Genomic DNA, 26,193 nt, shown 5'->3' on the forward strand with positions numbered 1-26,193 from the left:
ATACGTACTGCGAAACTCTCAAGCCGACTTGGTTTTTAGCGGGATCTGGACTGGATGCACAGACGGACACTACCGCGTGGAGGCAGTGTCCGCCTCGCTTACCATTGATATGGGAAGCGTAATATTTACTTACTTCTTCTTGGTGCCGTTTACCGCAGCCTTCAGAGTTGCGCCCGCCTTGAATGCTGGGACCTTGGCCGCTTTGATCTTTAGCGCTTCACCCGTCTTGGGGTTGCGGCCGGTGCGTGCGGCGCGTTTGCGCACTTCAAATGTCCCAAAACCAACCAGCGAGAGGGAGTCGCCCTTTTTCAGGGTGTCCGAGATGATGTCTATCATCGCGCCGACGTTACGCTCAGCATCCGCCTTGGTGGATTCGGTCTTGGCGGCCAGTGCATCGATGAGTTCTTTTCTGTTCATGTTTAAAGCGCCCTTTGGTGTGTTTGTAAAAGTCCGGTAGGGATTATTGTGAATACGCAGTCTGCTGACAATGCCCAATTTCTGTGAATGCATTCATTGGCAACGCGTACGTCGCAGCCAGCCGCATGGGCTGGCTGCACATGCTTTGCTGGAAACAGCAACCACCGTTTCCATATTAGCCTACGTCTACCGTCCACGCTGCCGCCCCAGCTCCCACGTAACCGATGCCCCCCGCACGATGGCCGATACCTGCTGCCCCAGCCGCTGTTCCACCACCGGCTTCCACGGCACCAGGCTGAAACCCATGCCGTCGTCCAGCATCGCGAAGCGACCGCTGGCGAGCTGGACTGAGCGGCGGTAGATGCCGTTTGCGCGCTCGCCTTCGCGCAGCGGGCGATGGAGTAGCCCGGTCTGGTGCTGGATCACTTTGCCCACCTCAGCCAATTCCCGGTCGCGCAAGGTGGCTAACAGGTTGCGCGCTAAAACCACGCGCGAGCCGCGCCGTTTGGCCAGGCCCTGCTCGACGAGAAAATCCCTCCGGTCCTGCAACGCACCACGCACCTCGGCACCGAAGCCCTGCGGCGACAGATTCCTGGTATCACCCACCATTTGATGATCCAGCCATGTCGCACCCTGGGCGCGCACTTGCTGTTCGATAGGCAGGTGCGAGCGCAATTCGATGATGCCATCCGCGGCCCGCTGCGCATCGTGCGCTTGAGTGCGTGACAAGAAGTCAGGCGGTACGCGCCAAACGCCATCGACCATGCGCTCCACGATCCCGGAGCGGCGCAGCGCTTCGAGTCGGCGCACATGGGCATCGACCCCAGCTTGTGGGTCTGCGACGCCTTCCTGTCGAAGCTGCACAAGATGGTCAACGCTGCGGTAAAGTCCGTCACGCACGATGCCCGCGATGTTGCGATCTACTGATCGTTCCCGTCCGGCAGATTTCATTTCCACGATGCCACCCACCGGCAGTGCTGCCAGGTCAGCGCCGACCGGCAGACGAACATAGTGTGCATGGCCATCAATGCCATCAACCACCAGATAACCCCGATCATTAAGCTCGTCGGCCAGGCCTTTGGCGGCGATGCGGCCGATGACGGGTCTTGTTGGTTCCATTTCCAGTACACACTCCCGCTGCTGTCCCCGCAAGGCCTTGTGCATCGTGCGCAGGATGTCGCCGCGCTCTCCCATGGTGGTCAATGTCTGTTGCATGTTCGGGGATAGCTGCCAGTGGTTCGCATCGATTCGCCCGGCCAGCTCCATCGCTTCCAGCCGCTGCAGCCGGGCACGAAGGAGGGTCTGGCGCGGGCGGTCGTTGGGTTGCAGGGTCAGGTCCACCCTGTCCAGTGTGGCGTGCCGCAACAGCGCCCGGTCCAGGCTCGTCAGCCGCACCTCTTCAACCTCCCGCAGCAGCCCCTGCCGGATTTCCAGTTCGCTGCGCGGCCCCAACCATTCGGTCGCCAGTTCGCTGGCGCGCGTGCGCATGCCGTGCGCCATATAGTCCGGCGCGATCACCAGATCCTGACCATTGGCCGCGCGCCCGCGCAGCACGATGTGCATGTGCGGGTTGTCCGTATCCCAGTGATCGACGGCCACCCAGTCCAGCCGGGTTTCCAGGTCGGTGGCCATGCGCCGCATGAACTCGCGCGTGTAACCGCGCAGGTCTTCCAGCTCTCCGGCATCCTCCACCGAGACGATGAAACGGAACTGGTGGCGGTCGCCCTTGCCACGTTCCTCGAAGGCCTTTAGGTCGGCCGTGTCGGTCTCGGGGCCGTAGGCCTGTCCTCGCTCTCCATCACGCGTCACTCCATCGCGCTCGATGTATCGCAGGTGTGTGGACACGGACTGGGCGCCAGCCTTTTTCAGCATCACATAACGGGACTTGATGACCACGCGACGCGCGTCGGCTCCAAGCCTGTTGCACGCCAACCCGGCGGCCACGCGGCCGCGTCCGAAGGTCGATGCGAAATGCGCTCCGCGCGCGCCCGAAGCCTTCGCACCCGCCTTTGAGACCTGCTTCAGGACCTGCGAGACAAAGCGCTGTGTGCGCTGGCCGCTTTGTGATCCATCCGGGCGTTTTGGCGCCCCCGGCTTGATGCGCAAACGCTCATCGTCACGCGTGGCCATGACACACGCTCCATCGTAGGCGGGCAACCTGCGTCGAAGACGGCACGCGGGAAACCTTGATGCTATCCGGCTTGGCATCCAGTGACGGCACACCGGCTGCAAGCCGCCGTGCCACGCCCAACCCACGTGCAGACTGACATTGCGGCCGGGTGGGTGCCGGCCCTTTTATCTTGCCCTCCGCCTTTTTCGATCGCTGGCGCGATCGTACTCGACGGTCAGGCTGCGATGGTCTGCATTGATGAAGCACCGCAGCCGCAGGCTGTGGGGCAAGCGACGTGCAGTGGGACTGATCAAAGATTGGCCTGCAGTGCTGCGCGTTCATGGCGTGCCCCACGTCCATAACGGCTGTGCGCTGCCGATCACGGCGGAGACAGCAACGGGACCGAAGTAGCGGCTGTCAAACGACGCCGGATTCGTCGCACTGAGCAGGAACAGCTCGCCATCATGAAGCCGCCGACAGTGCTGCCAGGCCGACAGTGGACGGCCACGGCCATCGACTCTGTGGACGCCAGCAACTGCCACGCCGTCGATGCGAACGATGTGTTGCTCGATGCACACCTGCTGCGGTGACATCGCGCCAATGCGCTTGAGCAGCGGGATGTGCTCAGGTAGGTAGCCACGCTGCGAAGCCAGCGTAGCGGCGTCTGCCGGAAGACGGGCGAGCACGATGCTGTCGACGTGTAGCGAGTAGGGCGGGACGATGCGGTACCAGCCAGGCGGTACGCTGTTGCTGGGGTTGTAGACGATGCGCGCAACAGGTGTATGAACCGACGGCCAGGCGAGCGCAGCGATGCCGAGGACGGTGAACAATACGACACCCCAGCGATGGAGGTGGGTGTTCATCGCAACACCTCGCCCGCGAGGTAAGCAGCATGCCGTTCGACAGAGTAGGGCGGCAATGGCATGCGCGCGGACAACCGGTTGCCCAGCGTGCGCCAGTACGCGGGCGACACCGCTGCCGGATCGATGCCGAGCGCCTCGATGGCGTCGATCCGCGGCAAGAGCAACTGCACCTGACGTTCACCCTCGGCGCACAGCAGCAGGCGCGCACCCGGCTGGATGCCCGCGATGCGCTGCACCGCATCGAGCGGCGTGCACGCCTGCAGCACCATGAGCTGCCAGCGTGTCGTGCCGTAGTCGTTGGACTCCCAGCGCACGCGGCAGAACACAGCCGCCGGTGTGAAGACCGCATAGCGCCGCCAGCGATTCAGCCGCAGTTCACGAACCGGATGACCGAAGCGCAGGTAGACGTTGATCCGGTGCTCGACGAACGCCAGTGATACACGCGTCAGCGGCGTGTCGTTCGTGACGCTGGAAAGCACAGGATGGGGTAGGGGTGGCGCATTGCTGACCGCCTGCAAGAGTGCGTTCATGGTTGCTTTTCCGGGAATTCATGTTCCAGCAGCGCACGCAGCATCTCGGCGACCGTGAGGCCGCGTGTGAAGGCTTCGACCTTGATGCGGGCGCGTAGCGCCGGCGTCACGTCGATGGTCAGCCGGGCGGTGTAGAGATCGGTCTTGCCGATGTCTGCACCGTCGCCCTGGCGCACCCAGGCGTCCGCGTGCGGGTTGGCAGGCGGGCGTGCGCCAATCGCAACACGTTTACCGTTCTTCATCGCACCATCCTCAACACTTCATCGGTGAGCGCCGTGATCTCGCGTGCAGCCATGCTGTCCACGTCGAGTTCGAGCGCGAGCTGACCTCTGGCCACGCTGTCGGCAAACACGATGCGCTGCCGAACTTCCGAGAGCAGTGATGGCAGCGGTTGATCGGCGAGTGCGCTGCGCGCCTCGCGTCCGATTACCGTGGTGCTGACGCGCCGGTTGATGACGAAGGCCGCGCGCAGCGCTGGACGGAACACCTGCGCTTCGCGAATCAATGACACCATCTCGGCGCTGGCCCACACGTCGTAGGGGCTGGGCTGCACGGGAATCAACACGACGTCAGCCGCGAGCAGCGCGGAGCGCGCGAGGGCGGCAATTCTTGGCGGCCCATCAATCACGATGTGATCGCAGCGTCTGGCGAGTTCCGGCGCTTCCTGATGCAGGGTTTCCCTTGCCAGGCCGACAGCACCGAACAGCCTGGGCAAGCCGTTCTGGCTGCGCCGTTGCGTCCAGTCCAACGCTGAGCCCTGGGGATCGGCATCGACCAGGATCACCGAGCTGCCCTGGATCGCCAGCTCACCCGCAATGTGCGTGGCGAGGGTGGTCTTGCCGACCCCGCCTTTCTGGTTGAGCAGCGCGATGATCATGATGCGCTGCCTGCTGCCTGCCGGTTTATCCACAGCGTGCAGGCTCTTCTTATTGTTAGTTTTATAGATTTTAAGTTAGATTCTAAGTTAAGGGGCGCCGAGATCCGCATGGATAAAGGCTTTGCGACCCGTCCGTACTCCTGATAGCACGATAGTGCCACTCCTGATAGCACGAGGATTCCTACTCCTGATAGCACGAGTGGATTTACATCTTTTCCACAGGCACCATACCGGCACCAAAGCTGCCGCCGGGACGCAGTGGTGCCGTGGACGGCACGGCGTGGAAGCTCAACACTTCCGGCCCGTGTCTTGGTCGCAGGATGGCGAGTGTGTAACCCGGCAAGGGCTGACGCGCCACGATGCAGCGCAGGTCGTAGGCGAAGTCGGTGAAGCGCGCCAGGCTGCCGGACTTGCGGTGCAGTTGCGGGAAGTCGAAGCGCCAGCCGTCGCGCTGCCAGCCACCGTGTTTGCGCACCAGGCGGTACAGCCAGCGCTCGATGCCGCCGGTCAGGCGGAAGTAGTTGGCGTCGATGGTCAGCACCAGACTCTCGTCGAACACACCGGCATAGAACCAGTCCGGCAGGATCAGCTCGATGCCCTGTGGTCGGCCCTGGCCGTCCGCGCGCTCCTTCCACTCGTTGATCCACGAGAAACGGTGCAGGCGCCGCGCATTGGACTGGCGTATGGATGTGGCTACGCTGGTGGACTGCAAGCGGTCCAGCGCCGCCTTGAGGCGCTGGTAGTCGCGCAGCGACGTGCCACGGCCGATAAAGCGCAGGATCTCGTAGGGGGTGGCCGCCATCAGCCGCGACGAGCGGATGCCCGCATCGCGTGCCTCGACGATCTGGCTCGCTGCCCAGATCAGGATGTCGGCATCCCAGATGGTCGCCAGGCCATGCTCGGCCGTGCCTTCGACCCGCACTGTCACGCTCCTGCTGCAAAAATCGATCGGCACTGTGCGCTTGCTCTTGGCCAGCGAGAAGAACGGGAACGCCATCAGGTCTTGCGCATCGCGCGCTGGCAGTTCGCCCGAGAAGGCATGGAACAGTTCGAGCTGCTCGCGCTGCGGGTCGTGCCCGATGACCATTGAATGCAGTGTCCATCGCCGATCAGCGCACGCCGGGACGGCGCGCGCTGTACTCGGGGTCGGACGTCATCTCAAAGCTGCGTGCGTCGGCCCACGCTTCGAGGTCGACGATGGCGTACATCACGCGCCGCCCGAATTTGCGAAAGCGCGGCCCGCCGCCGATGACGCGCTGTTTCTCCAGCGTGCGCGGCGACAGCCGCAGGAACGCGGCGGCTTCGTTGTTAGTCAGGTAGCGCGCAGACTGCGTGGTCTGGGCAGGCTGCTGGGTGGCAGCGGGTACGGGGTACTGCCGTAACGGTGCGGGTCGCATGGCATGGGCCTCCATCGGTCAAGATCGCCGACGAAGCAATCGCCGCCGGATGGGAGCAGTCTCGGGAAAGCCAGGCGTGCTGTGCAGGGACGTTTTGCGTTGCCGTTCTAACGTCCCTGTGTGGTGCTGCCGGGTTGCAGCAGGTGACGGTAGCCGCCAGCCATGAGCGTCTGCCCGCGTCGGATGAGGCGGCGAACCTGGGCGCGCAGATCGCTGTCGTCATACCAGCGCTCGGCGACGGCGGTGATGCCGAATAACACTTCGGCCACGCCGCGCTGCGACGCGCCGGCCAGCTTGCCGTCGAGCGCCTGCAGCGTGCGCATGTGGAGCATGGACGTGCGGCCAGGTCGGTCCAAGGCGATCGCGCTGCGGTGCGCGCTGGCGGCGTCGAGCATCGCCAGATCGGCTTCGATTGCGCGCCAGCGCTCGCGAAGCTGGTAGCCGGCACGGACGGCATAGGCGTAAGCCATGCCGTCTTCCAGTGCGGGCGATATCGCCATGCGCAGCTTGCGGTCGACGAGATGGGCGGTCAGCACCAGGCGCTTGCCGTCGTGCATCAGCTGCTTGCGGCCGGGGATGCGCCAGAGCTGGAACAACAGCGCATCATCAGTGGGGTCGGAATCAGGATAGAGATGGACGACCGAGGCGGGGTCAGGGAACCAGTCGGGGTGCGCGTCGCGTGCATCGCGCGCAGGGTCTTCCAGCAGGCGCAAGCCCCAGCGCTGCGCTTCGTGTTGCGGACGGTGCTGGTGGTGTTGCCAGGCGAGCCGGTATTCCGGGTTGCGCCGCAGGTATTCCCATGCAAGCGCGGGGCCGTCCAGATGCAGTACGTACAGGTAGGCCGCGCTGGCATGCCAGTGAGCGGTGCTTGAATCTGTTATGGCGATACCTCCTCTCGGATAGAAGGAAGTTAATCGCCACGGGGGACACGGCCGAAGCCCCATCATCGACCTGCGTCGGCAAAGCTATTGCCACGGCTGTGGACAAGCCTGGCACTCTGCAGCAGTCAATAAGGTGGCCTAACAATAGGCCGTGCATTCGTATTATTTTCGACAGCGTAGCACAGCTGTTTTAAAGATTAGTGTCAGTACAAGAATGTCTGGATCCAGAGCCAGGAAGACGTCATGCGAACCGTTGCGGCATCGCATGGAGTGGCCCGCCAGCGGCGAGTCAGGGATCATCAATCGTTGATCGATCCGTCAGCCTGAGCCAGCCGGGCGTACTCGGACAGTCGCCGCTTGGGCGTGAAATGCAGATCACGTGCGACGGCCAGGTTCCGCGGCCCGCGTATGCCTTCCAGGACGGACAAGCGCACATGGCCGAGTTGCGGCATGCCCATGCCGAGGTCGAGCAGGCCGAAGGCGGTGTCGCCATCAGCGGGATCGAGTTCGGTCAACAGCCAGGTCGCGTGCGCGTCCAGAGTGAACAGCTTGACGACCGGCAACGGGTCGCGCTGCTCGCCGCACGCGGCGGCGGCACCGTTATCCAGCAGTTGGACGCGCTGAGCGTCGGTGATGAGGGGTTTCATGGTCGCTGCCCGGTAACGGACACGATCACCGCCGCGTCGTTTTTGCGCAAACGTGCTGATGCGCCAAAGCGAGATGGTGCAAGTGTACTTTTGCGCCAAATCGCCAAAGCGGATTCCACCGAATCCGTTGAAGCACGAATCGACGAATGCGTAAGTACGGAAGCCATGATTTCAGTAAAAGCGGTTTTCAGCATAGACACGCCCGGCTCAAGTTTAAGCAGGGAGTACTATAAATGAACACTATAGATTGTAGTCCTATAGGGCGCTATCGGATGTCATCGTCGTTTTACACGAAACGACCTGATGTCACCGAAGAATACATTCCCTGCGGCGCTCAAGACAGTCAGAAAAGCCCGTGGCCTCAGCCAGGAAGCTTTCTCGGACGTGTCGAGCCGCACCTACATGAGTTCGCTCGAACGTGGACTGAAAAGTCCGACCCTGAGCAAGGTTGCCGAGCTGTGCGAGGTCATGGGCGTGCATCCGCTCACGCTGCTGACGCTGGCCTATGGCGGCGACAGCAAGGGTGTGAGCGAAGTCATCGAGCGCGTGCGGCGCGAGCTGGCCGCTATCCAGGCCCGGAAGGGAAAATAGGCGGGGGAAGGGCGCTGCCCAGCGGCAGTGCCCGCATGACGGCTACGTCATGATGCGTCCCGCCAGCCGCGCTTCGCGCGCATAGGCACTGATCGCCTTCGTCGCAATGAAGTGCAGGTCCCGCTCGACTGGAAGGCCAAATCGGCCACGCACCGATTGCAGCTCGGCCAGGCTCACATAGCCCAGTTCCGGGAAGCCCTGTCCCAAGTCGCACAGCCCGAATGCATGGTCGTGGTCATGCGGATCGATCTCGGTGAGCAGCCAGGTCGCATCCGCGTCAGGCATGAACAACTTGACTACGGGTGGTGGGTCGAAGTCGTCGTTGTCGAGGGACTGCCGGCCGTTGACCAGCAACTGCGCGCGCAGTGTTTCGGTGATGAGGTTCATGATCGCAACTCCTTGAATGGACGCCCCCGATTGGAGCGCTGCGATCCGGGCGCACGCGCAAAGCGCGGCTGTCACACCCCCAACTCGGTTGGTGCGGGCAGGAGGTTGACGGGCGTGCGGCGTGCGCCAAGCTGCGCTGCCTATCCAGTCGGTGATGCGGCCATGCCTTGCAGGAGTGGTGTCGTCATGAGGTGCCGGAACGCTGCAGTAAGTAAACAGCGGCTTATGCACTAGGGCAGATACGATGGCACGTGACGTCTTGCAGACCAAGCAGGTTCAGCCTGTTCGGAGAATTATGATGTGTGCCAAGCACAGCGCGGCGGGGATGTTCAACGTTATAGACCCGTTTCTGCCGTTGGTGTCAGCGAACCCAATGACTGTTCTGTGACTTCGAGCAGACGGATACTTGATCGATTGAGGGACGGTTGTTCGGCCAAAGAAGACGGCCATCGTTCTTTAAAGCAGTCATTTCCGAAATGAGTTGACCTGCTGCGCCCAAGTCGTAGGCTCGTGGTCATGAAGCCTTCCCATCCGACTTATGAAGAGACCGCTAAGAAAGTACGCAACCAACTGCGTCCTTACAACGCGACATCGGTAGTGCAACGCGCGCTGACACTGATAAACAGCGTCCGTAATGCCGACATCTTTGACCAGCTTCAAACATGGCCTTGGATCACTCTCCTGCTCGTGAAGCTTGTGCTTGAAGACAAGATGATCTCATTTAACACCGGTGAGAATTGCCCGCAGAACGTATTTGATCGTTGTCGGCAGGAGTTATGGGATGCGCAAGCTGGCCGTGATCGCTTCGGGCCAGGGGGGGGCGATAACATGGGCAACGTATATCTGATGCTTCGCTCCCTGCTACAAGCACAACTGCCTTTTCAGAAGAACATCTCTTGGGACTTCCTCCGCTGGCCAGCATTGATCGCAAGGCTTGCTCCTGACCATCCGACGCGAGTGCAGTTTGTAGATCGACTGGGCATGGCCCCTGAAGACTTCGCCTGCCTTTGTTTTACAGCGTATTATCCGGCGCTCAATAACGAAACCATCTTCAAGCTCGATTTCTTTGAGCCGCTACGGCCGCACTTCGGCGCCGCCCTAGATCGCTTTCTGGATGAGTTCTCGCGTGATCTGGCTGGTCTTCGAACTGAGTTAAGGCGCCAACTCGGAGCCCGCATTGCAGCGAATGAGGTAGCTCGATCAAGGAAGGAGTTATCTGAGTTTCCTTGGCTCTCGAATTATCCATTGCTGAAGATTTCGGATCGACGCCTCCTTGTTTGGCATCCCATTGTGTTCGCCAGAGGCTTGGAATCTGCTGTCCACAAACGACTCTCAGAACGAAGGGAAGACTACGCCAAGCACTTTAGCAAAGTCTTTGAGGATTACGTGCTTGAGTTGCTTGCTGAAGCAGAGCTTTGCTACTTAGACGAGAAGACTTACAAAGATGGGGTTGGGGCGGATAACCATGCGGTTGAGGCGATCATCACCAGTGTGGATGCGAATGTATTCATCGAATCGAAGATGACAGCATATTCTGACAATCTGATCCTGAGCGACCGGGGACCCATGGTCTGGCAGAACTTGAAAAGGGTCCGTGAGGCGATGAATCAGGGCTGGATGGTCAGCTCTAGGTTACGCGGCGGCGACACACCGACCTGGAACTGTACAAGCGCAATTGAAGACTTTCTCGTCATCGTTACCAGTCAGCAAATGAGTTGCGCCACAGGTGAACACTTCCGTCGAATGTTTAAGCATGACATCTTTGAACCAACCCAGAGTGCGCTAGGGAAGGTGAGAACGCCTACAACTGAACAGTTAGAAAGACTGCCGTTGAAGAACATTGTGATCACGTCTATCGAAGAATTCGAGCACCTGATGGGTTGCGTCCTCAAGGGGGAGATCGATTTGGTAGCCTTTTTACGCGAGGTGGCGGCAGCACACTCTGATCCAAAGACATCGGTGTTTTTTATTGACCAGTTACTCGGCCCGAAAACTAAAGAATGGCGCATCACCGAGGCCATTGATCAGGCCAGGCTCCGGGCGGAAGCTACATTGATGAAGGTTTTGTCGTTATAAGCTGTAATGTCATATACAGAGCACTGCGGGCACAGCCCCCATTCTGACTGCCATGCCTCTAGTCCTGTTTGCTACAAATGACCTTTGCTTTGAACAAGTACGCGACCGGCAAAAATGTCGAAAAACCTTAGATCACTGCCGACTTTGACAAAAATTGCACAGGCAGAGTTTGAGACTGTGGATATCCTCACCAAGACGGCCAGGTCCTCAAACTGATTGGAAATTCGTAAGATTTCTCTGGGATGTTTTAAGGATCTGTTGATGGATAGAAGCAAGCTTGATGACCGAATGAAGGTGCTGCTGCGCAAGATACGCGCAGGGGAAACATCGTTCAGCCCGGTTGGTGAATCTGACGAGGCGCGCCGAGAGTTCGATAGACAGGTCAAATGTCTCATCGCTCTGAGAGAGCAAAACTTAATCCCAACGAAGAGCTTACTTTTTCAACGTGAACCCTATGGTGAAGGCTTCGAGTTTTCTGGAGCTGCACTTGTGCGCGGTCTCACCTACGAAGGTGAGCTGGCTGCCGATGCACTCGATATGGCACCTGCCGTCGATGCTTTAGGGGATATGCTGAGCCACCCTGGACTACTCGCCTGCCGACGAGACTTTGAGCGAGCAGTAGCCAGCGTTGCAAGCGATCCATCCCATGCAATAGCCGCTGCTTCGTCTACGCTAGAGAGCGTGTGCAAGGCGATTCTCTCTCAGCGCAGGCGGCCCTTCCCATCGGACCAGAGCATCCAGCCGCTGATGAAGGAAACCATGAAGGCGTTGGACTTGGCACCAGAGAATGCGGCAGAAGATGAGATACGTAGAGTATTGGGGGCAGTCGGTAATATCGCTGCCGCCGTTGGTACGCTGCGAACAAAGTATGGGACAGCGCACGGACGGACAAACGAACATACGCCACTGACATCCATACACGCACGGTTCGCAGTAAACGCTATGGCGGCTGGCGCGCTGTTCTTGCTGGAATCCGCGATAAATAAATAAACCTGTACGTTGACTGTCTTCTTTGGCCGATGACCTCCCTGCCATGGCTTGGTTGTCGACCGTCGCGTCCTCGGCCTGAGCAGGCAGTTAGCGAGTAAGTCCATGGGGGCACCAAGCATATAAAATCACTAAATATATGGTGGATTTAACCCCCGGGATTTCACATTTTTATGTTGAAACCATCCTCGGGCACGCGAGTACATACTGCTGTATCCCAATTGACGCTGTATCGCCGGAACTCACCGACCTCCGGAAATAGCCTTGCCATGTGACCTGTTGCGTCCTGAAGAATCGGAGCTGCTATCTCCGCAGCGATTGCGAGATACTTCTTGTCTACATCGTTTTCGCGGCCTGTTCCACGGTCAGTGTGAAGATGTGCTCGTATGAAGCTGAAAGGAAAAGAGTGGGTTTGTGATGAAAGAAACTCGTACACCCCACGATTCTGGCTGGACTCATCTCGATTGCCAGCGACGATTTCATCTTGGCTCAAGTAAAAAGCAGATTCCCCTTTTAGGAGCTTCTGCTGCTGGCGCGGTTCTTTGGCGGCGAACGCCGGATTTTTCTTGATTCCCTCCTTTAGCGCCGCAGCCTGTTCCACAAATCGTGAGTCGGGCTCATCTCCTGTGATCTTCGAGAGAATATTCGGCCTTCTTGTGCAATCGTGTAACTGCATACCGAGAAGGCGCAATGAATACTCGTCCACCTCCAAGGAAGCATCACACAGATATATAAATGTTACGTACGCCTCGAATAGGCTTCGGCAGATTGTTCCTACAGAACCGAAGTCATAGATGGTTCCCTGGACGTTGGCAGGTGTACCAGGAATCAAGCGATGCATCGCAAATCCGAAGCCGCAAATTCTGGCGAAGAGTACCGATGCCCAAAATCTGCGTGCTCCGTCTCCGCCCGGAAGACCTTCAGTCTCTCGCGATGCAGAAACTGCATCGATCAAAGATTGCGTTAGCGCAGCACTGCAGTCTTTGTAGTAGTCATTAAGCGCTGATCCAGACAATGGTTCTGGCGCTTTATCTGTTGTCTCTTTACCGTGCATATGAACATGCCTCTCTTAACACTACTGCCCGACAGTTTATTCCCCTGTTCTGGACGTCCGAAAAGGCACCGAACTCCTGACGCTCAAAACGACATTGTCCACAGTCACCTCCTCGGCGAAAGCAGGCTTTGGACGATAGACGTGGCCTGACCTGCTCCCTGTAGCCGCATGAGAATGTTACAAAGCCAGACCTGTCCCATTGCTTTTTGATTTTTTGAAGAACTCCTGCGCTGCGCGTCGAGCTGAGGCATCATGCTCCATACCGAGAGGATCAAGTTTAACGCCGTCCCGCCCAGCAACGAACGCTGTTCCGCCAACGTCATCGTCGTATTCTGAGACGTCTTCGTGGATGGCATAGTGCTCGTCTTTGGTCAGATCGGCTCCGACTAGCTCAGCGTAGTAAACCCAAGTCCAGCAACGCTGCAGATCATCATGGTCGTAGTCCTCAATCAGTTGGCGCATGGCTTCAATGTCTCCAGATTCAGCCGCTGCCGTAAGCCACTGTTTCGCATCCTCCTTCCTACCAAGGCGCTCTGCGATTTCCGCGACAAGTGCAGGGTCTGAGTTGACGTGGGGCTCGACTTGCTCAAAAAAGGCCGGATCGTCAAACTGATTCGCCAGTTCCAAGAGTGCGTTTTGCTGACCCAGTCGTGCAGCCGATCGAAGGTGATGAACGTATTTCGCTACAGTCGCGAGTCGCGTCGCGTGGGCATCGGCCCATTCCTTTTCAACGCCACTTAGGCTCCGCCCCTGTTGAGCTTGGGCATACCAGTACTCACTGCCGATCTCATGCCCCTCGTCTGCTTCATCTGGAGCATTGATCAGCGCGAGGGCATAGTGGGCCGAAGCATTGCCTTTGCTTGCAGCACCTTCCAGCCCGTCCAACAGAATAGAGGAACTCAAATCGAGTGAATTTGCCAAGCGATCTTCATCGAAGATGTCGTCCAGGTCATCCAATTCACCGCCTTCATCACGCAGCTCAGCCACCAGATCCGCGATCCTGACGACAACGATCTGTTGCTCAACCACAAAGGCCGACAGCGCCAGAGAGGTAGTCTTCGCAACATCAGGATGATATCGAAGCGCCACGCAACGAGCTCGGATCACTGCCTCGTTAATAGATGAATGCCCGTTGGTAGACCGTCGTTCCGCAAAAACGGAGTCCGCGCCAAGTGCTGCGTAGGAGTTGAAGCCGAAAGAAGCCGCCAGCAGTTCGTAGATGTGGGCCCGTTTGAAGTTGGCACCTGTGCTGGCCTGGAGATGTTGCTGCGTGGAGTACGCAAGTTCTTTGACTGTCATGACAAACCCTTTCTAAATGCCACGCCGATTTCGGGTCAGACGCACACGTTTAAGTCCCCGACGACGAAGCTCGAAGAGAGGTTTTCAACGACAATGAAATCAAAACGCCTGTTTTTACTCGTGTGCAAGTATGGTGGGCACCTGTGAATCATTCTAGCCCGAGCATTCCAATCCGTCTATACGAGCCGGGGTCGCTGCTCATACCGCACTGCACGCGGATCTACCGCCAGAGCGAAGAGCGTCAAGGAAGATGAAACTTCAAAGGGGTAGACCACAATTCCCGGACTTGATGACCGTCCGTGAATGCCAGATTCTGTTGAAAAACTCTTTTTGGGAGGAGTAGAAAAAATTCTAGGGCTTTATGGAGCGTGCGTCGGTTATGGATATGGGGGGCTACGGAAATTGCTCTCGAACTTAACCAAGATCACCCACACGAATCTATGCATGCCTATTGAACAGGATTCCAGATCGGCATGGCTTTTGGCAGAAATTCGGAGCATCTGAAATTTGAGTTTTTCAACAGAATCGCCAATGACCTGCCAGTCAAAGCCAACTAGCCCACTGACGCTTCTTCGGCCAAAGCAGGCCGACGACTTATAAGCATCGAGCGGCCGCTATCGACTCATGAAGCGGTCATTCAGTATTATTTATTTGTATTGCCCAAATGAGTGCTTGTCAAAATTTATTTTTGGTTTGACCAGGTAAGGCGCGGCATGGTCATTCTATGTAAATCATAATGGAATGCTTCCCAGGTTTTTCTTCAACAAAGCCTGCATGCGCGGACGTCCACCGGTAGAAGTTTCGAAGCCCAGACCGGAACGATAAATCTCTGGCAGAAAGAGGCGCTCCTCGCCCAGGTCTCCATCCAGATCTTCATAAATGATGCCAATTTCCTGAAGGCTGTTGAGCAACTCGGGACTGAGTAGCATGGTGTTGGCACTGAAGGGGACCTTCCGGTTTGTGATGTGCATAGTAGTTAGTTTGTTCAACCATTCACGAAGCGGGGCAATTTCTTTCTGGGCCTCATCAACTTTTTCGATGCTGCATTGTGGAATGGCTTTGCGCATGGACTCTGGTGCCAAGATTCGACTGGGCCAAGATTCACCTGTGCGTTTACACTCAATCGACGAGGCAATCTTTAGAAAACGCACCAAATCCCGTGCCTGGATGTTTCCTTTTAGATCGCAGAGCGCGGCATAAACCCACCGTGCCGAGTGCGCCTCCTTCGATTTTTCTGATCCAAGTTTGCGTCCCCAAAGTTGTTCAAGGAGCTCCTTGAGTTGTTCAAGCTGAAGGTTTTCGGCTTCTTTGGGGTCTCCTGGAAAAATCTTTGCTTGGCAACTGAGCCAGTAGGCTAGACGAAGAAAGCTTTCGGGGTTCCATTGCAGTTGAAATGGTAAGTAGCGCTGAACAAACTGGCCATGATTCTGGCGGATTGCAATTTGCACATAATCCGCTCGCACGAAAACCATAATGCCTAGATGGCGGTTGGCCAGTTCGCTCAATCGGTTGGGCAGCTTCAGCAGCGCCTGGATGGCTTCGCGCGCTCTCGGGAGAGCCGGATCACTGAAAGCATCTTCTATACCGTCGAAAACGAGAATGACTTGTTTACCCTGATCGGCTAGCCGCTCATTCAATGTCTTCAAGCTGGCTTCGGGAATGCCGAACTGTCGGCTGATTAGATTATCCCAAAAATCATCCCAATGTTCCGGTGGCGTTTTCAAGGCCATCTCAACCGCTCTTTGTACTTCGGATGAAGTCAGCGGGCTGGGCTCTGTAAGGCCGAATTCACGAAGTATGGCATTTTGTGGCTTCTTAATTTCGCCATTGGGTTCATCCCGAATATTTTCAGACCACAAAACCGGAAAAATACCTGCATCAACAACAGCTGACGTATCAAAACCGACCTTGTTCAGAAAGACAGGCCAACGTAGGGAACCCACAAGCTGACGGAAAGTAAAGGTTTTTCCGGCGCCCTTGGCACCAATCACCAAAATATTGGGCAACTCCTTAACAAAGTGTTTGCCCAAGTTCCGCAAGGGCTCAGTCGCCAACATCGAAGTGGTGAGATCGCTTTCAGCAAACTGTGCCTGTTCGCAAACTTTGAACAGCTCTTTCGCTTGCTCCTGCCGGCTTGTAGTAGCAGAACTGTTAGGAGTCTGAGGTAGAGTGGGTTGTGCAATCGGGGCATACAGTGCTTTTGCCCATTCGCTGGCGCTTGCGTACAGCTTGGTAGACTGCTTTAGGGCATCCAGCGCTTCACGAACTGAGCTGATGGACATCAGCGTGCTCAAAAATTCAGCCTCCAGCCATTCCACGCCAGTGGTTAGCAGGTCATCGGGTGAAGCGGGATAGGCTTCATCCACGGCTTTCAGTGCCTGCCTATACACGGGTGCATCCCGTAGTTCCTTGGTGAGCAGGCTTAGGATGACTGAAGGTTTGGTGCCTTCGCGTGCTTTGCCAGGTAAACGGCTGTTGAAGGCGTGCAGGCGCTTGAGAACTTCAGCAATCCCTGCCACCGATTGGGTAGCTACAGTACTGACGAAAAAGTGATCGATGCGTGGGTCGAATAGGATTGGACTGGCCAATTCACTCAAACCGGCTCGCAAATCTATAAAGATCGCATCAACACCCAGACGTTTGCCCAAGGCTTGCAAATGATCCGAAAGAATCCAAGGATTGGTAGGATTGCGGGCCAAGTGCTCTGGCTGGACCGGCATATCCTGAATCTCCCCGAGATCGAGAGCTGCGGGCAGAATGAACAACTCGCGTTGGCTACCGGCAATATTCAGCGAGGTCTTCCGCAGTTCGTCGGCGAAAAATTCCAAGGTGTCATCCACATTGCTGGGAGGATAATGCAACGCTTCTAGCAACTGAACAAATGAGACTATCGGTCGATTGATATCATCTAGCCAAAAGCTTACCCCAGGCGCTTCAAGGTCGGCATCAATCACAAGTAACTTCTTTGGCGTTACGCTGGTGTCCTGCATACAGGCAGCGACATAGGTCATTAATGCGGTTGTGCGCCCCACGCCCCCTTTGAAGGAGTGAAAGGAGAGTATTTGCGGCCCACCAACCCAAGGGGTTGGGAAGACCGCAACAGGTTCTGGGGTGGATGCGTTTTCATTGATAACTGGTTCCCGCATATAAGTAACATCTCGCCATAGCGGATACGTTGTCGAGCCTGATGAAGAGAGATTTTGTCGCGCTGGCAAGAAGGTAATCTGGTATTGGGTGTTACTGCCAATACGCAAACGGATCGCGTTGTTCTCCCCGTCATATGCTGAACCGAAAACATCCTGAAGCCAGGTTTTGACGTCTCCGTCGGCATTGCAGTGGGAAATATCCATGCCTTCGGCGAAGCAATCAATCGCATTAACACCGTCCGGAAGATTTGACCACAGTTCTGTTTTCTGCTTGAGTAGCCGTTCCACATCCAGCCAGGTCAGCAGGCGCTCAGCAGTGGTGAAAGAATTCATCATGTCAGTTCCTTGTTGATCCAATGCAGGACATCTTGCAGTGCTGTCTCGCAATCCTGATCGCTTGGGCTACAGCATAGGCCGCCATAACGCCATGCCTGATGTAGGATGCTAATAGTTCCATTTCGCGGAATTGATTGACCGCCTCGATTGACCGGAGACAATTGTAGATTCACCGGGAGGGAAAAACTCGTACCTACCCCTAAGTCTTTCAGGATTTTTCGCAGATCATGACCCGTCTGATCAATGTCGTCCTGGTCGAACAAAGTTCGACATCGCCGTTTGAGCCAAACGGCTTTCAGTCCGCATTCAACCGCATAGAATAGCAACAAGCGATGAATATTCTGGCGACCACCTTCCGGGCCAGCGGTTAGGCTTAAATTTCGCCAGGCGCGTTTGAGTTCGCGATCCGTGAATGGGATGGTACTCATGAACTTTTTTCTCCAGGTTTTCCCTCGCCGCCAATACTAAACGCTCTGTTTTTCGAATGTCTTGTTTGCGGCCACTAACAGCCTAACCGACTTCCGAACTCTAAAGGCGGCAAAGGCCGATGCCCCGACTCCCGCAGCACTCTGTCTGAACGTCCGCAGCCGTCACCAGCCTTAATCTGATTCAGCCGGATCAATCAGGTCAGCCCCCTCTTCCCCAGACCGACTGACCCTTTTGCTCACGGCCCAAGCCTGCATGGCTTCAATGGAATAGGGTTTGACCAAAGCCTGTGCTTCGTCCAGTTCACCGGTGAGCCATTGCGCATAGTCGTCGGGCGAAACGATCACCGGCATCCGGTCATGTACCGGCGTCATGATTTCGTTTGGCTCAGTGGTGATCAGGCAGCAGGTTCGCAGGATCTCGCCGTTCGGCGCTCGCCAGGACTCCCACACGCCACCCAGCGCAAAAGGTTCGCCGTCTTTCATGCTGAAGTAATAAGGCTGCTTCTGTTTGCCTTCCGCTTTCCATTCGTAGAAACCATCGGCCGGCACCAGGCAACGGCGACGCTTGAACGCATCACGGAAAGACGGTTTCTCGGCGACGGTTTCGCCGCGTGCGTTGCTGAGCTTGTTGCCGATGCTCGGGTCTTTAGCCCAGTGTGGCACCAGCCCCCAGCGCAGTAGATGCATCACCCGTTTGTCTTCGGGTGAGTGACGGATGGTTGGAATGTCGGTGCCGGGGGCAATGTTGTAGCGCGGGTCGACCTCAACCGCTTCATCCAGCTTGAAGTGACTGGCGAGTTCACTGGTCGGGGTTTTCAGGGCAAAGCGTCCGCACATGTCAGGTCACCCTCGGCAGTTCGTCCCACCGTGTAGTGTAGGACGGCGTCTTTCGTTCACGTTTCATCTGCCATGGCTTCTTCACCCCTTCGGCCGCCAGTTTGAGCGTGCCCCCACCCCAGCGTGCATTGGCACGGTCAATCACATCCATCAGTGCCGGGCGTGCGGGGGCGACGGTGGCAAACAATACGCCTTGCACCTGATCTTCGCTGTGCAGATCCATCAGCATCACGCCGGCCTTTTGGTAAGCGAAGCCAGGGCGGTAAATGTGCTTGATGCCCCACAAAGCCGCCCGCGTCAGGCGAATGGTGTCGTTTGTGGCCTGCGTCAGCGGTACGGTGATGCCGCGCTGGTATTGCGGCTGCCGTTCACTGAAGGGGTTCGTACGGATATAGACCTGTACCGCATTCGCCAGCGAGCGTTGTCGCCGCAGCTTCTCCGCAGCACGGGCGATATAGGTGGAGACGGCTTGTTCCAGATCGGTGAGTTCGTAAACGTATTCACCAAACGAGCGCGACGACATGATCTGCTGCTTGTTCGGGGCCAGGTCTTCCAGTGCCAGGCACGATACGCCACGCAGTTCGCGCACCGTTCGTTCCAGTACCACCGAGACTTCACGCCGCATCAAGGCGGGATCGGCATCGCGTAAGGCGCGCACGGTCGTGATCCCCATGACGGCCAACCTTTCAGTCAGGCGGCGACCCACCCCCCAGACCTCGTTGACCTGAATACGGTCAAACAGCGCGGTCAGTTCGTCGGCGCTGATCTGGCCGAAGTCACACACGCCATCGGCGCCAGCCAGGTTCTTCTTGGCACAGTGGTTAGCCAGCTTGGTGAGGGTCTTGGTTGCGGCGATGCCCACGCACACGGGTATGCCCACCCATTGTCGCACCTGCCGGCGCATGCGCTGGCCCATCCCGCGGAGGCTGTCAGGTGCGAAACCATCCAGGCCCAGAAAGCATTCGTCGATGCTGTAGATTTCCTGCTCGGGTGAATAGCTGCCCAACACGCCCATCATGCGGTTGCTCATGTCAGCATAGAGCGTGTAGTTGCTTGATAGTGCCAAGATGTTGTGACGGACGGCCAGTTCCTTCAACTGGAACCAAGGCACGCCCATCTTCACCCCCAGCGCTTTCACCTCGGCGCTGCGCGCCACCACGCAGCCATCGTTGTTGGAGAGCACCACCATGGGTCGGCCTTCCAGGCTGGGGTTGAACACCTGCTCGCAGGAGACGTAGAAGTTATTGCCGTCTACCAGGGCAAACGTCATCGCTTGAACCGCTGGATCACACTGGTGACCACGCCCCAGATCGTCAGTTCCTGCCCGTCCTGGAACTCGATCGGCTCATAGGCCGGGTTCTCGGCCAACAGGCGGATTCGGCCGCGCCGCTTGTCCAGACGCTTCACCGTCATTTCGCCATCCACCACCGCGATCACAATGTCGCGGTGCTTGGCTTCCAGCGCACGGTCTACCACCAACAGATTGCCTTCCTGTATCCCCGCGCCCGTCATCGAATCGCCCGTGGCCCGGACAAAGAAGGTGGCGTCCTTGTGTTCCACCAGATGCTCGTTCAGATCCAGCCATGCCTCTATATAGTCGTCGGCCGGCGACGGAAAGCCTGCGCGTACCTTGTGACCGAACATCGGTAGGGAAAGCGGTGTGGCGTCGGGGTGCGGCATACGTGTGCCGGGTGGGGCTTCGACCAGGGCCTGAACGACTGGTGCAAGACGTATCGGCAAGCGGATGACCTTGGTGGGTTCGCCTTTGGGTCGGCCGGCACCGGGGCGCGGGCCGCCATAGGTTGATTTGTTGGATTCACTCATTCTTGAATTATGTTACACAAAACAAGAATGGAGAACTGGTATTGGATTGGTGTGGCGCGATTGGATGGTCTGATGTTATGTGGTAGCCGACAAATCCTGACCGGCAGCTCGTCGGCGATTCTGTTGAAAAACTCAAATTTCCGCTGCTCCGAATTTCTGCCAAAAACCGTACCGATCGGGAATCCTGTTCCATAGGCATGCATAGACTCGTGTGGGTGATCTTGGTTAAGTTTGAGAGCAATTTCGGTAGCCCTCCATATCCATGACTGACGCATGCTCCATAAAGCCCTAGAAATTTTTCTGCTCCACCAAAAAAGAGTTTTTCAACAGAATCCGGCCAAAGCGGCCATTCACATTTTTCAAAAGCAGCCACTCATCGACTGAAGGTAAGGATCGGAGCGCTATCCGATTCGACTATGTCTTATGTTCCGCAGGGATTGTGGTTTCAAAGCTGCGGCGTATTTCAAACTAATAACTACCCAGCATCTTTGTTCCTCTAGTAACGGCATATTTTCATCAAGCTTGTCTGCCGCAGGTAGCTCGTGAACAGCCCCAACTAGCTGGATTCGCATGTGCTTGCCATCTACTTTTCATCATAAATACGTCAAATAACGTTCACTTTCCTGTCACGTAAAGCGCCTAGGATTCCCTCCATTGGTTTTCATGAATCTTGGCTCACCTTGATGATGAAATCGAATCCTATTTTTTGATGCGAGGAGGGACCATGATCCAAATGAACAATGTCCATGTCACTTTTCCTGGCGGCATGACGGCGCTGCACCCATCCTCGCTGCACTTCCGGCAGGGCGAGTTCACGGTCTTGCTGGGAGCTTCGGGCGCTGGCAAGTCCACGCTGCTGCGCTGCCTCAACCAACTGACGCCACCTTCGGGGGGGAGTATCACGGTTGAGGGATTAGGCAGCCTCGACAACCGCTGCCGGCTGCACGAGCACCGCAAGCGTACCGGGATGATCTTCCAGCAGCACCAGTTGATTGGCCGCCAGAGCGCGCTCGCCAATGTATTGCTCGGCCGCATCGGCTATCACTCGGCGCTACGCAGCATGTTCCCGCTGCCGTTGGCGGAACGGCGTATCGCTCTCGAATGTTTGGAGCGCGTCGGCCTGCTGCACAAGGCGCTGGAGCGCGCCGATCGATTGAGCGGTGGTCAGCAGCAACGCGTCGGCATCGCCCGTGCGCTTGCGCAGCGGCCGCACCTAATGCTCGGCGACGAACCAGTGGCTAGCCTCGACCCGGCGACTTCGCACAATGTGTTGGCGCAGTTGCAGCACATCGGCCGCGAGGATGGCATCACCACCGTGGTGAGTTTGCATCAGGTGGACCTTGCGCAGGCCTATGCCGACCGCATCATCGGCCTCGCCCACGGGCGCGTGGTGTTCGACGGCGCGCCGGACGGGCTCACGCCAGCCACGTTGCAGGCCATCTACCAGCAGGCCGGCCACGGCAACAGCGCGCCGGTCACGCCCGTCCCCCCGACTACACCCATTTACGAATTCGCAACCATTGAGGATTGAATCATGAAAAAACTCCTGAGTTTCATCGCCGCACTTACGTTCGCTGTCAGCGCGCACGCCGCGCACGCCGCGCCCGACCCGGATCCGAAAACCCTGAAGGTGGCGCTGCTGCCAGACGAGAACGCCGCCACCATCATCAAGAACAACCAGGGACTCAAGGACTATCTTGAGGCTCAGCTCGGCAAGAATGTCGAACTGATTGTCACCACCGACTACTCGTCCATGATCGAGGCCATGCGTCACGGCCGCATCGACCTTGCCTATTTCGGGCCGTTGTCCTACGTGCTGGCGCGACAGAAGAGCGAGATCGAGCCGTTCGTGGCGCTCAAGACCAAGGGCAGCACCACCTACCAGTCGGTGTTGATCGCGAACAGCGCGTCCGGTGTGAATGCCATTGGCGACATCAAGGGTAAGGAAATGGCCTACGGCGACAAGGCCTCGACCTCCAGCCACCTGATTCCGAAGTCGGTGCTGGCCGAAAAGGACCTCGTGGCCGGGCGCGACTATCAAGAACACTTTGTCGGTTCGCACGATGCGGTGGCTCTGGCGGTGCAGAACGGCCACGCTCAGGCCGGGGGCCTGAGCCGTCCGATCTTTGAGTCGCTGGTCGAGCGCAAAATGGTGAGCCTGGATAAGGTGAAGGTGCTGGAGTACTCCAAGCCGTTCCCGCAGTACCCGTGGACGATGCGCTCGAACCTCAAGCCCGAGCTGAAGGACAAGATCCGCAACGCCTTCCTCAATCTCAAGGACCCGGCGGTGCTCAAGGCGTTCAAGGCTGAGGGTTTCGAGGCTATCACTGACAAGCATTACGACGTGGTGCGCAACCTCGGATACCTGCTGAAGATCGATCTGGCCAAGTTCCAGTAAGCGGATAGAGAACGATCATGTCGCAAAGTTACGATCAGATGCTTGGCGCCGAGCAGCGCGCCTGGAACCGGGATGCCTTGCGGCTCGGCGCGGTGCTCGCCGTGATCCTGGTGTGCGCCTATTACGTCGGGCTGTTCGACGGCGCGCGCCTGGCGGAGGGCGTGCCCAGCCTGTTAAGTCTGCTGGGCGAGATGCTGCCGCCCAACTTCAACGACTGGCGCAACTGGATCAAGCCGCTGTTCGACACGCTCGCCATGAGCATCGCCGGCACGGCGCTGGCGGTGGCGTTGTCGGTGCCGCTCGCGTTCCTGGCGGCGCACAATACCACGCCACACCCGCTCGTGTACCAGGCGGCGCGCGGGATACTGAACGCCCTGCGTTCCGTCCCCGAGCTGATCATGGGCATCATCTTCGTGGCCGCAGTCGGTTTTGGTGCTTTGCCCGGAGTGCTGGCGCTCGGCCTGCACTCGATCGGCATGGTCGGCAAGTTCTTCGCCGAGGCCATCGAACACACCGATGCGGCGCCGATTGAGGCGGCGCGCGCCGCAGGCGGCACGCCGCTGCAGGTGATCCTGCACGGTGTACTGCCGCAAGTGCTGCCGCAGATGGCGGACATCTCCATCTACCGCTGGGAGTACAACTTCCGCGCCTCCACCGTGATGGGTATGGTCGGCGCCGGCGGCATCGGCTTCGAACTAATGGGTTCGCTGCGCATCATGCAGTACCAGGACGTCTCGGCACTGTTGTTGGTGATCCTAGCGATGGTGACGCTGGTGGATGCCTTCAGCGGCGTGCTGAGAAAACGATTTAAATAAAACCGGAGTAATTCAAAATGAAACCAAAAGTTATCCTCACCCACCGCGTGCACCCCGAAGTCATCGAACTTCTGGCCGAACACTGCGAGGTCATTCCTAATCCTACCCATGAGACTCTGGCGCGGGACGAGATTTTGCGGCGCGCGAAGGATGCCGAGGCCATCATGACCTTCATGCCGGACCGCGTGGACGAGGAATTCCTGCGCGCCTGTCCGCAGTTGCACGTGGTCGGTTGCGCGCTCAAGGGTTATGACAACTACGACGTCGATGCCTGCACCCGGCACGGCGTATGGATCACCAACGTGCCAGACTTACTTACCATTCCGACGGCGGAGTTGACCATCGGCCTGCTCATCGGTCTGACGCGCAATGTACTCGCTGGTGATCGCTTTGTGCGTAGTGGTCAGTTCAATGGCTGGAGACCGGCGCTCTATGGTTCCGGGCTCACCGGCAAGACCCTAGGCATCATCGGTATGGGTGCGGTCGGTCAAGCCATCGCCCAGCGTCTGGTCGGATACGAAATGCGTGTGCTGTACACCGATCCGGTGGCACTGCCGAAGGAGAAGGAAGAGCAATGGAGCCTTGATCGTGTGGAGTTGCCGGCGCTACTCGCCGCGAGCGACTTTGTCGTGCCCATGGTGCCGTACCGCGACGAAACGCTGCACATGATCGACAGTAGTGCGCTCGCACGGATGAAGACGGGGGCCTACCTGATCAACACCTGCCGCGGCTCGGTGGTGGACGAGCAGGCGGTGGTCGAGGCGCTGGCTTCCGGCCGCTTGGCCGGCTATGCCGCCGACGTATTCGAGATGGAGGAATGGGCGCGCCCCCACCGACCGCACGACATTCCCCAAGCGCTGCTTGACGACTCTGAGCGCACCTTGTTCACGCCGCACATCGGCTCGGCGGTGGACGCGGTACGGATCGAGATCGAGCTTGAGGCGGCGCGCAACATCCTACAGGCGCTGCGCGGAGAAATCCCGCAGGGTGCGATCAACCGACCGCAGGCGAGGATGATCGCCTGACGATGCTAAACCTTGAGCACGTCGCCAGTTTTCTGGCCGTGCTCCGTACTCAAAGCTTCCGTGCCGCGGCACACGAGCGCGCGTTGTCGCAGGCCACGGTGTCGCAGCATATCCAGAAACTCGAGGCGGCGCTCAACACATGCCTGATCGAGCGATCCCATAGCGGTTGCTCCCCGACCCCAACGGGCATAGCGCTGCTGCCGTATGCTGAAAGCCTGATGCATGTAAACGCGCGCGCCCTGAATCTGTCTTGCCACCGGGCGATTAGCATTGGTGCCAGTTCCAACATTGGCATCTATCTGCTGCAGCCCTACGTTAAGTCGTTTCTGGCGAAGACGGATGGACAATATCCAGTCGAAATCGTTATCCATCAAAATCCGGCCATTGCCGACAAACTGGAGTGTGGCGAAATTGATGTCGCCACTATGGAATGGTGGGATGATCGCCCCGGCTATATTACGCGCCCATGGCGGCAGGAGAAATTGGTGGTGATCGTGGCGCCCGATCATCCGTGGGCGAAGTTGCCCGAAGTGCCTCGAGCCATGTTAAGGGATGTGCCATTTTTGGGTGGCGAACCCGGCACTGGCACAGGTAGATTGCTTGTGCATCACATGGGCGAAGCCATGCGCGGCGTACAAGTGTCGATGCAACTAGGCAGCACTGAAGCCGTGAAGCGATGGGTTCAAGCTGGCTTAGGCGTATCAATTGTGCTGTCCAGCACCGTCGTCGAGGAATGCCGCGCTGGCACATTGCTTGCGGTCCCCCTTGAAGGCGCCCCGATATCAAAAACCTTATATGTGATTTGGCGTGCCACGTTGAGCCACGACAGCTTGCCGCTACGTCTCGCCAAGTGGCTACTCGATCACAACACAGCGGCGGCGAACACCTAGCCAGAAGTGGTCCCGCATATCTGCACAGCGCTATAAGTGAAAACTCCGAGCATGGTGCTGGGCTGGTAGCACATTTTTAAACCTTTAATCTTTATGTCTGCTTAGGCCGATTATGCAAAGTCGTTGATTATGGAAAGTAGCCGGGGTGGTTTTCGTTAAGAGGTAGGCTGTAAGCGGCCCGGCAGCAGCTGATGCCGCCGCAAGCTATACATAATTCCAGCGGTCGTATGAAGTGGTGACTCCACTTCAGGAGACCGTTATGAACCACACCACACTACATCGGGCCGCGCCAAGTGCGCGGCCACCTACTGCATCCACGGACCACATTGCCGAGGAACTCCGCCACTACGACACACACCTGCGCGATGTGCGAGGGCT

Annotated in this window: 27 protein-coding genes; 8 read left to right on the plus strand and 19 right to left on the minus strand. The window is 57.8% G+C overall.

The genetic code is table 11. The features are described from left to right. Positions 1-129 precede the first annotated feature (129 nt). The 11 genes from B059_RS0102225 to B059_RS20710 all read right to left on the minus strand — a co-directional run bounded on the left by B059_RS0102225 (position 130) and on the right by B059_RS20710 (position 7,922). Positions 130-417, minus strand: a complete 288-nt coding sequence (locus B059_RS0102225) for an HU family DNA-binding protein (protein ID WP_018076610.1) — start codon at positions 415-417, stop codon at positions 130-132. 186 nt (positions 418-603) lie between these two features. Next, positions 604-2,547 (minus strand): relaxase/mobilization nuclease and DUF3363 domain-containing protein, encoded by a 1,944-nt coding sequence (locus tag B059_RS0102230; RefSeq protein WP_018076611.1) that lies wholly within the window; start codon positions 2,545-2,547, stop codon positions 604-606. Between the two features lie 318 nt (positions 2,548-2,865). Next, positions 2,866-3,390 carry a S26 family signal peptidase gene (locus tag B059_RS0102235; protein WP_018076612.1) on the minus strand — a complete coding sequence of 175 codons (525 nt, stop codon included), beginning with the start codon at positions 3,388-3,390 and terminating at the stop codon, positions 2,866-2,868. Next, a complete protein-coding gene (locus B059_RS0102240) occupies positions 3,387-3,920 on the minus strand; it encodes a DUF2840 domain-containing protein (RefSeq protein WP_018076613.1) in 534 nt (177 codons plus the stop codon). The genes B059_RS0102235 and B059_RS0102240 overlap by 4 nt, the downstream gene beginning before the upstream one ends. After that, positions 3,917-4,162, minus strand: a complete 246-nt coding sequence (locus tag B059_RS0102245) for a hypothetical protein (protein ID WP_018076614.1) — start codon at positions 4,160-4,162, stop codon at positions 3,917-3,919. The genes B059_RS0102240 and B059_RS0102245 overlap by 4 nt, the downstream gene beginning before the upstream one ends. Next, positions 4,159-4,797, minus strand: a complete 639-nt coding sequence (gene parA, locus B059_RS0102250) for a ParA family partition ATPase (RefSeq protein WP_018076615.1) — start codon at positions 4,795-4,797, stop codon at positions 4,159-4,161. Before parA ends, B059_RS0102245 begins: the two co-directional genes overlap by 4 nt. A 205-nt stretch (positions 4,798-5,002) precedes the next feature. Beyond that, a complete protein-coding gene (locus B059_RS0102255; protein WP_018076616.1) occupies positions 5,003-5,884 on the minus strand; it encodes a replication initiator protein A in 882 nt (293 codons plus the stop codon). 22 nt (positions 5,885-5,906) lie between these two features. Then, positions 5,907-6,194 (minus strand): helix-turn-helix transcriptional regulator, encoded by a 288-nt coding sequence (locus tag B059_RS0102260; RefSeq protein WP_018076617.1) that lies wholly within the window; start codon positions 6,192-6,194, stop codon positions 5,907-5,909. Between the two features lie 107 nt (positions 6,195-6,301). Beyond that, positions 6,302-7,141 (minus strand): DUF2285 domain-containing protein, encoded by an 840-nt coding sequence (locus tag B059_RS0102265; protein ID WP_462724063.1) that lies wholly within the window; start codon positions 7,139-7,141, stop codon positions 6,302-6,304. Between the two features lie 233 nt (positions 7,142-7,374). Continuing rightward, on the minus strand, positions 7,375-7,722 hold the full coding sequence (locus tag B059_RS0102270; RefSeq protein WP_018076619.1) for a DUF2958 domain-containing protein: 348 nt from the start codon (positions 7,720-7,722) through the stop codon (positions 7,375-7,377). Beyond that, positions 7,719-7,922 carry a hypothetical protein gene (locus tag B059_RS20710; protein WP_157273581.1) on the minus strand — a complete coding sequence of 68 codons (204 nt, stop codon included), beginning with the start codon at positions 7,920-7,922 and terminating at the stop codon, positions 7,719-7,721. The genes B059_RS0102270 and B059_RS20710 overlap by 4 nt, the downstream gene beginning before the upstream one ends. A 103-nt stretch (positions 7,923-8,025) precedes the next feature. Between B059_RS20710 and B059_RS0102275 the strand changes: the two genes are divergently transcribed. Beyond that, positions 8,026-8,313, plus strand: coding sequence for a helix-turn-helix domain-containing protein (locus tag B059_RS0102275; protein ID WP_026177252.1), 288 nt, complete (start codon positions 8,026-8,028; stop codon positions 8,311-8,313). A gap of 42 nt (positions 8,314-8,355) precedes the next feature. On the opposite strand, the gene B059_RS0102280 is transcribed toward B059_RS0102275, so the two are convergent. Further along, entirely contained in the window at positions 8,356-8,700 is a 345-nt protein-coding gene (locus tag B059_RS0102280) for a DUF2958 domain-containing protein (RefSeq protein WP_018076621.1), read from the minus strand. Between the two features lie 516 nt (positions 8,701-9,216). Here B059_RS0102280 and gapS1 point away from each other — a divergent pair. Both gapS1 and B059_RS0102295 read left to right on the plus strand, forming a co-directional pair. Beyond that, positions 9,217-10,776, plus strand: coding sequence for a GapS1 family protein (gene gapS1 / locus B059_RS0102290; RefSeq protein WP_157273582.1), 1,560 nt, complete (start codon positions 9,217-9,219; stop codon positions 10,774-10,776). 216 nt (positions 10,777-10,992) lie between these two features. Next, positions 10,993-11,766, plus strand: a complete 774-nt coding sequence (locus B059_RS0102295) for an abortive infection family protein (protein ID WP_157273583.1) — start codon at positions 10,993-10,995, stop codon at positions 11,764-11,766. Positions 11,767-11,926: 160 nt separating this feature from the next. Here the strand turns inward: B059_RS0102295 and B059_RS20715 are convergent, their stop codons facing one another. The 7 genes from B059_RS20715 to B059_RS0102330 all read right to left on the minus strand — a co-directional run bounded on the left by B059_RS20715 (position 11,927) and on the right by B059_RS0102330 (position 20,687). Next, entirely contained in the window at positions 11,927-12,817 is an 891-nt protein-coding gene (locus tag B059_RS20715; RefSeq protein ID WP_157273584.1) for a DUF5677 domain-containing protein, read from the minus strand. A gap of 177 nt (positions 12,818-12,994) precedes the next feature. Continuing rightward, positions 12,995-14,116, minus strand: a complete 1,122-nt coding sequence (locus tag B059_RS0102305) for a hypothetical protein (RefSeq protein ID WP_018076626.1) — start codon at positions 14,114-14,116, stop codon at positions 12,995-12,997. 731 nt (positions 14,117-14,847) lie between these two features. Further along, positions 14,848-17,598 carry a KGGVGR-motif variant AAA ATPase gene (locus B059_RS0102315; protein ID WP_018076627.1) on the minus strand — a complete coding sequence of 917 codons (2,751 nt, stop codon included), beginning with the start codon at positions 17,596-17,598 and terminating at the stop codon, positions 14,848-14,850. Further along, a complete protein-coding gene (locus B059_RS20200; RefSeq protein WP_081601569.1) occupies positions 17,595-18,026 on the minus strand; it encodes a hypothetical protein in 432 nt (143 codons plus the stop codon). The genes B059_RS0102315 and B059_RS20200 overlap by 4 nt, the downstream gene beginning before the upstream one ends. 171 nt (positions 18,027-18,197) lie before the next feature. Then, positions 18,198-18,863 (minus strand): SOS response-associated peptidase, encoded by a 666-nt coding sequence (locus tag B059_RS0102320; protein ID WP_018076628.1) that lies wholly within the window; start codon positions 18,861-18,863, stop codon positions 18,198-18,200. 1 nt (position 18,864) lies between these two features. Further along, positions 18,865-20,133: a Y-family DNA polymerase gene (locus B059_RS0102325; protein WP_018076629.1), complete on the minus strand. Its 1,269-nt coding sequence runs from the start codon at positions 20,131-20,133 to the stop codon at positions 18,865-18,867. Then, on the minus strand, positions 20,130-20,687 hold the full coding sequence (locus B059_RS0102330) for a LexA family protein (RefSeq protein WP_018076630.1): 558 nt from the start codon (positions 20,685-20,687) through the stop codon (positions 20,130-20,132). The genes B059_RS0102325 and B059_RS0102330 overlap by 4 nt, the downstream gene beginning before the upstream one ends. 724 nt (positions 20,688-21,411) lie before the next feature. Between B059_RS0102330 and phnC the strand changes: the two genes are divergently transcribed. The 5 genes from phnC to B059_RS0102355 are packed head-to-tail and all read left to right on the plus strand — an operon-like array spanning position 21,412 to position 25,815. After that, complete coding sequence (gene phnC / locus B059_RS0102335; RefSeq protein WP_018076631.1) at positions 21,412-22,218, plus strand: phosphonate ABC transporter ATP-binding protein; 807 nt, start codon at positions 21,412-21,414, stop codon at positions 22,216-22,218. 3 nt (positions 22,219-22,221) lie between these two features. After that, positions 22,222-23,085 (plus strand): phosphate/phosphite/phosphonate ABC transporter substrate-binding protein, encoded by an 864-nt coding sequence (phnD, locus tag B059_RS0102340; RefSeq protein WP_018076632.1) that lies wholly within the window; start codon positions 22,222-22,224, stop codon positions 23,083-23,085. Positions 23,086-23,102: 17 nt separating this feature from the next. Next, complete coding sequence (phnE, locus tag B059_RS0102345) at positions 23,103-23,900, plus strand: phosphonate ABC transporter, permease protein PhnE (RefSeq protein ID WP_018076633.1); 798 nt, start codon at positions 23,103-23,105, stop codon at positions 23,898-23,900. A gap of 17 nt (positions 23,901-23,917) precedes the next feature. Continuing rightward, entirely contained in the window at positions 23,918-24,925 is a 1,008-nt protein-coding gene (locus B059_RS0102350; RefSeq protein ID WP_026177255.1) for a phosphonate dehydrogenase, read from the plus strand. A 2-nt stretch (positions 24,926-24,927) separates the two neighbouring features. Further along, positions 24,928-25,815, plus strand: a complete 888-nt coding sequence (locus tag B059_RS0102355; RefSeq protein WP_018076635.1) for a LysR family transcriptional regulator — start codon at positions 24,928-24,930, stop codon at positions 25,813-25,815. The last annotated feature ends 378 nt before the right edge of the window (positions 25,816-26,193 follow it).

Origin of the sequence: Thiobacillus denitrificans DSM 12475, from assembly GCF_000376425.1 — a bacterium.
GTDB classification, from domain to species: Bacteria; Pseudomonadota; Gammaproteobacteria; order Burkholderiales; family Thiobacillaceae; genus Thiobacillus; species Thiobacillus denitrificans.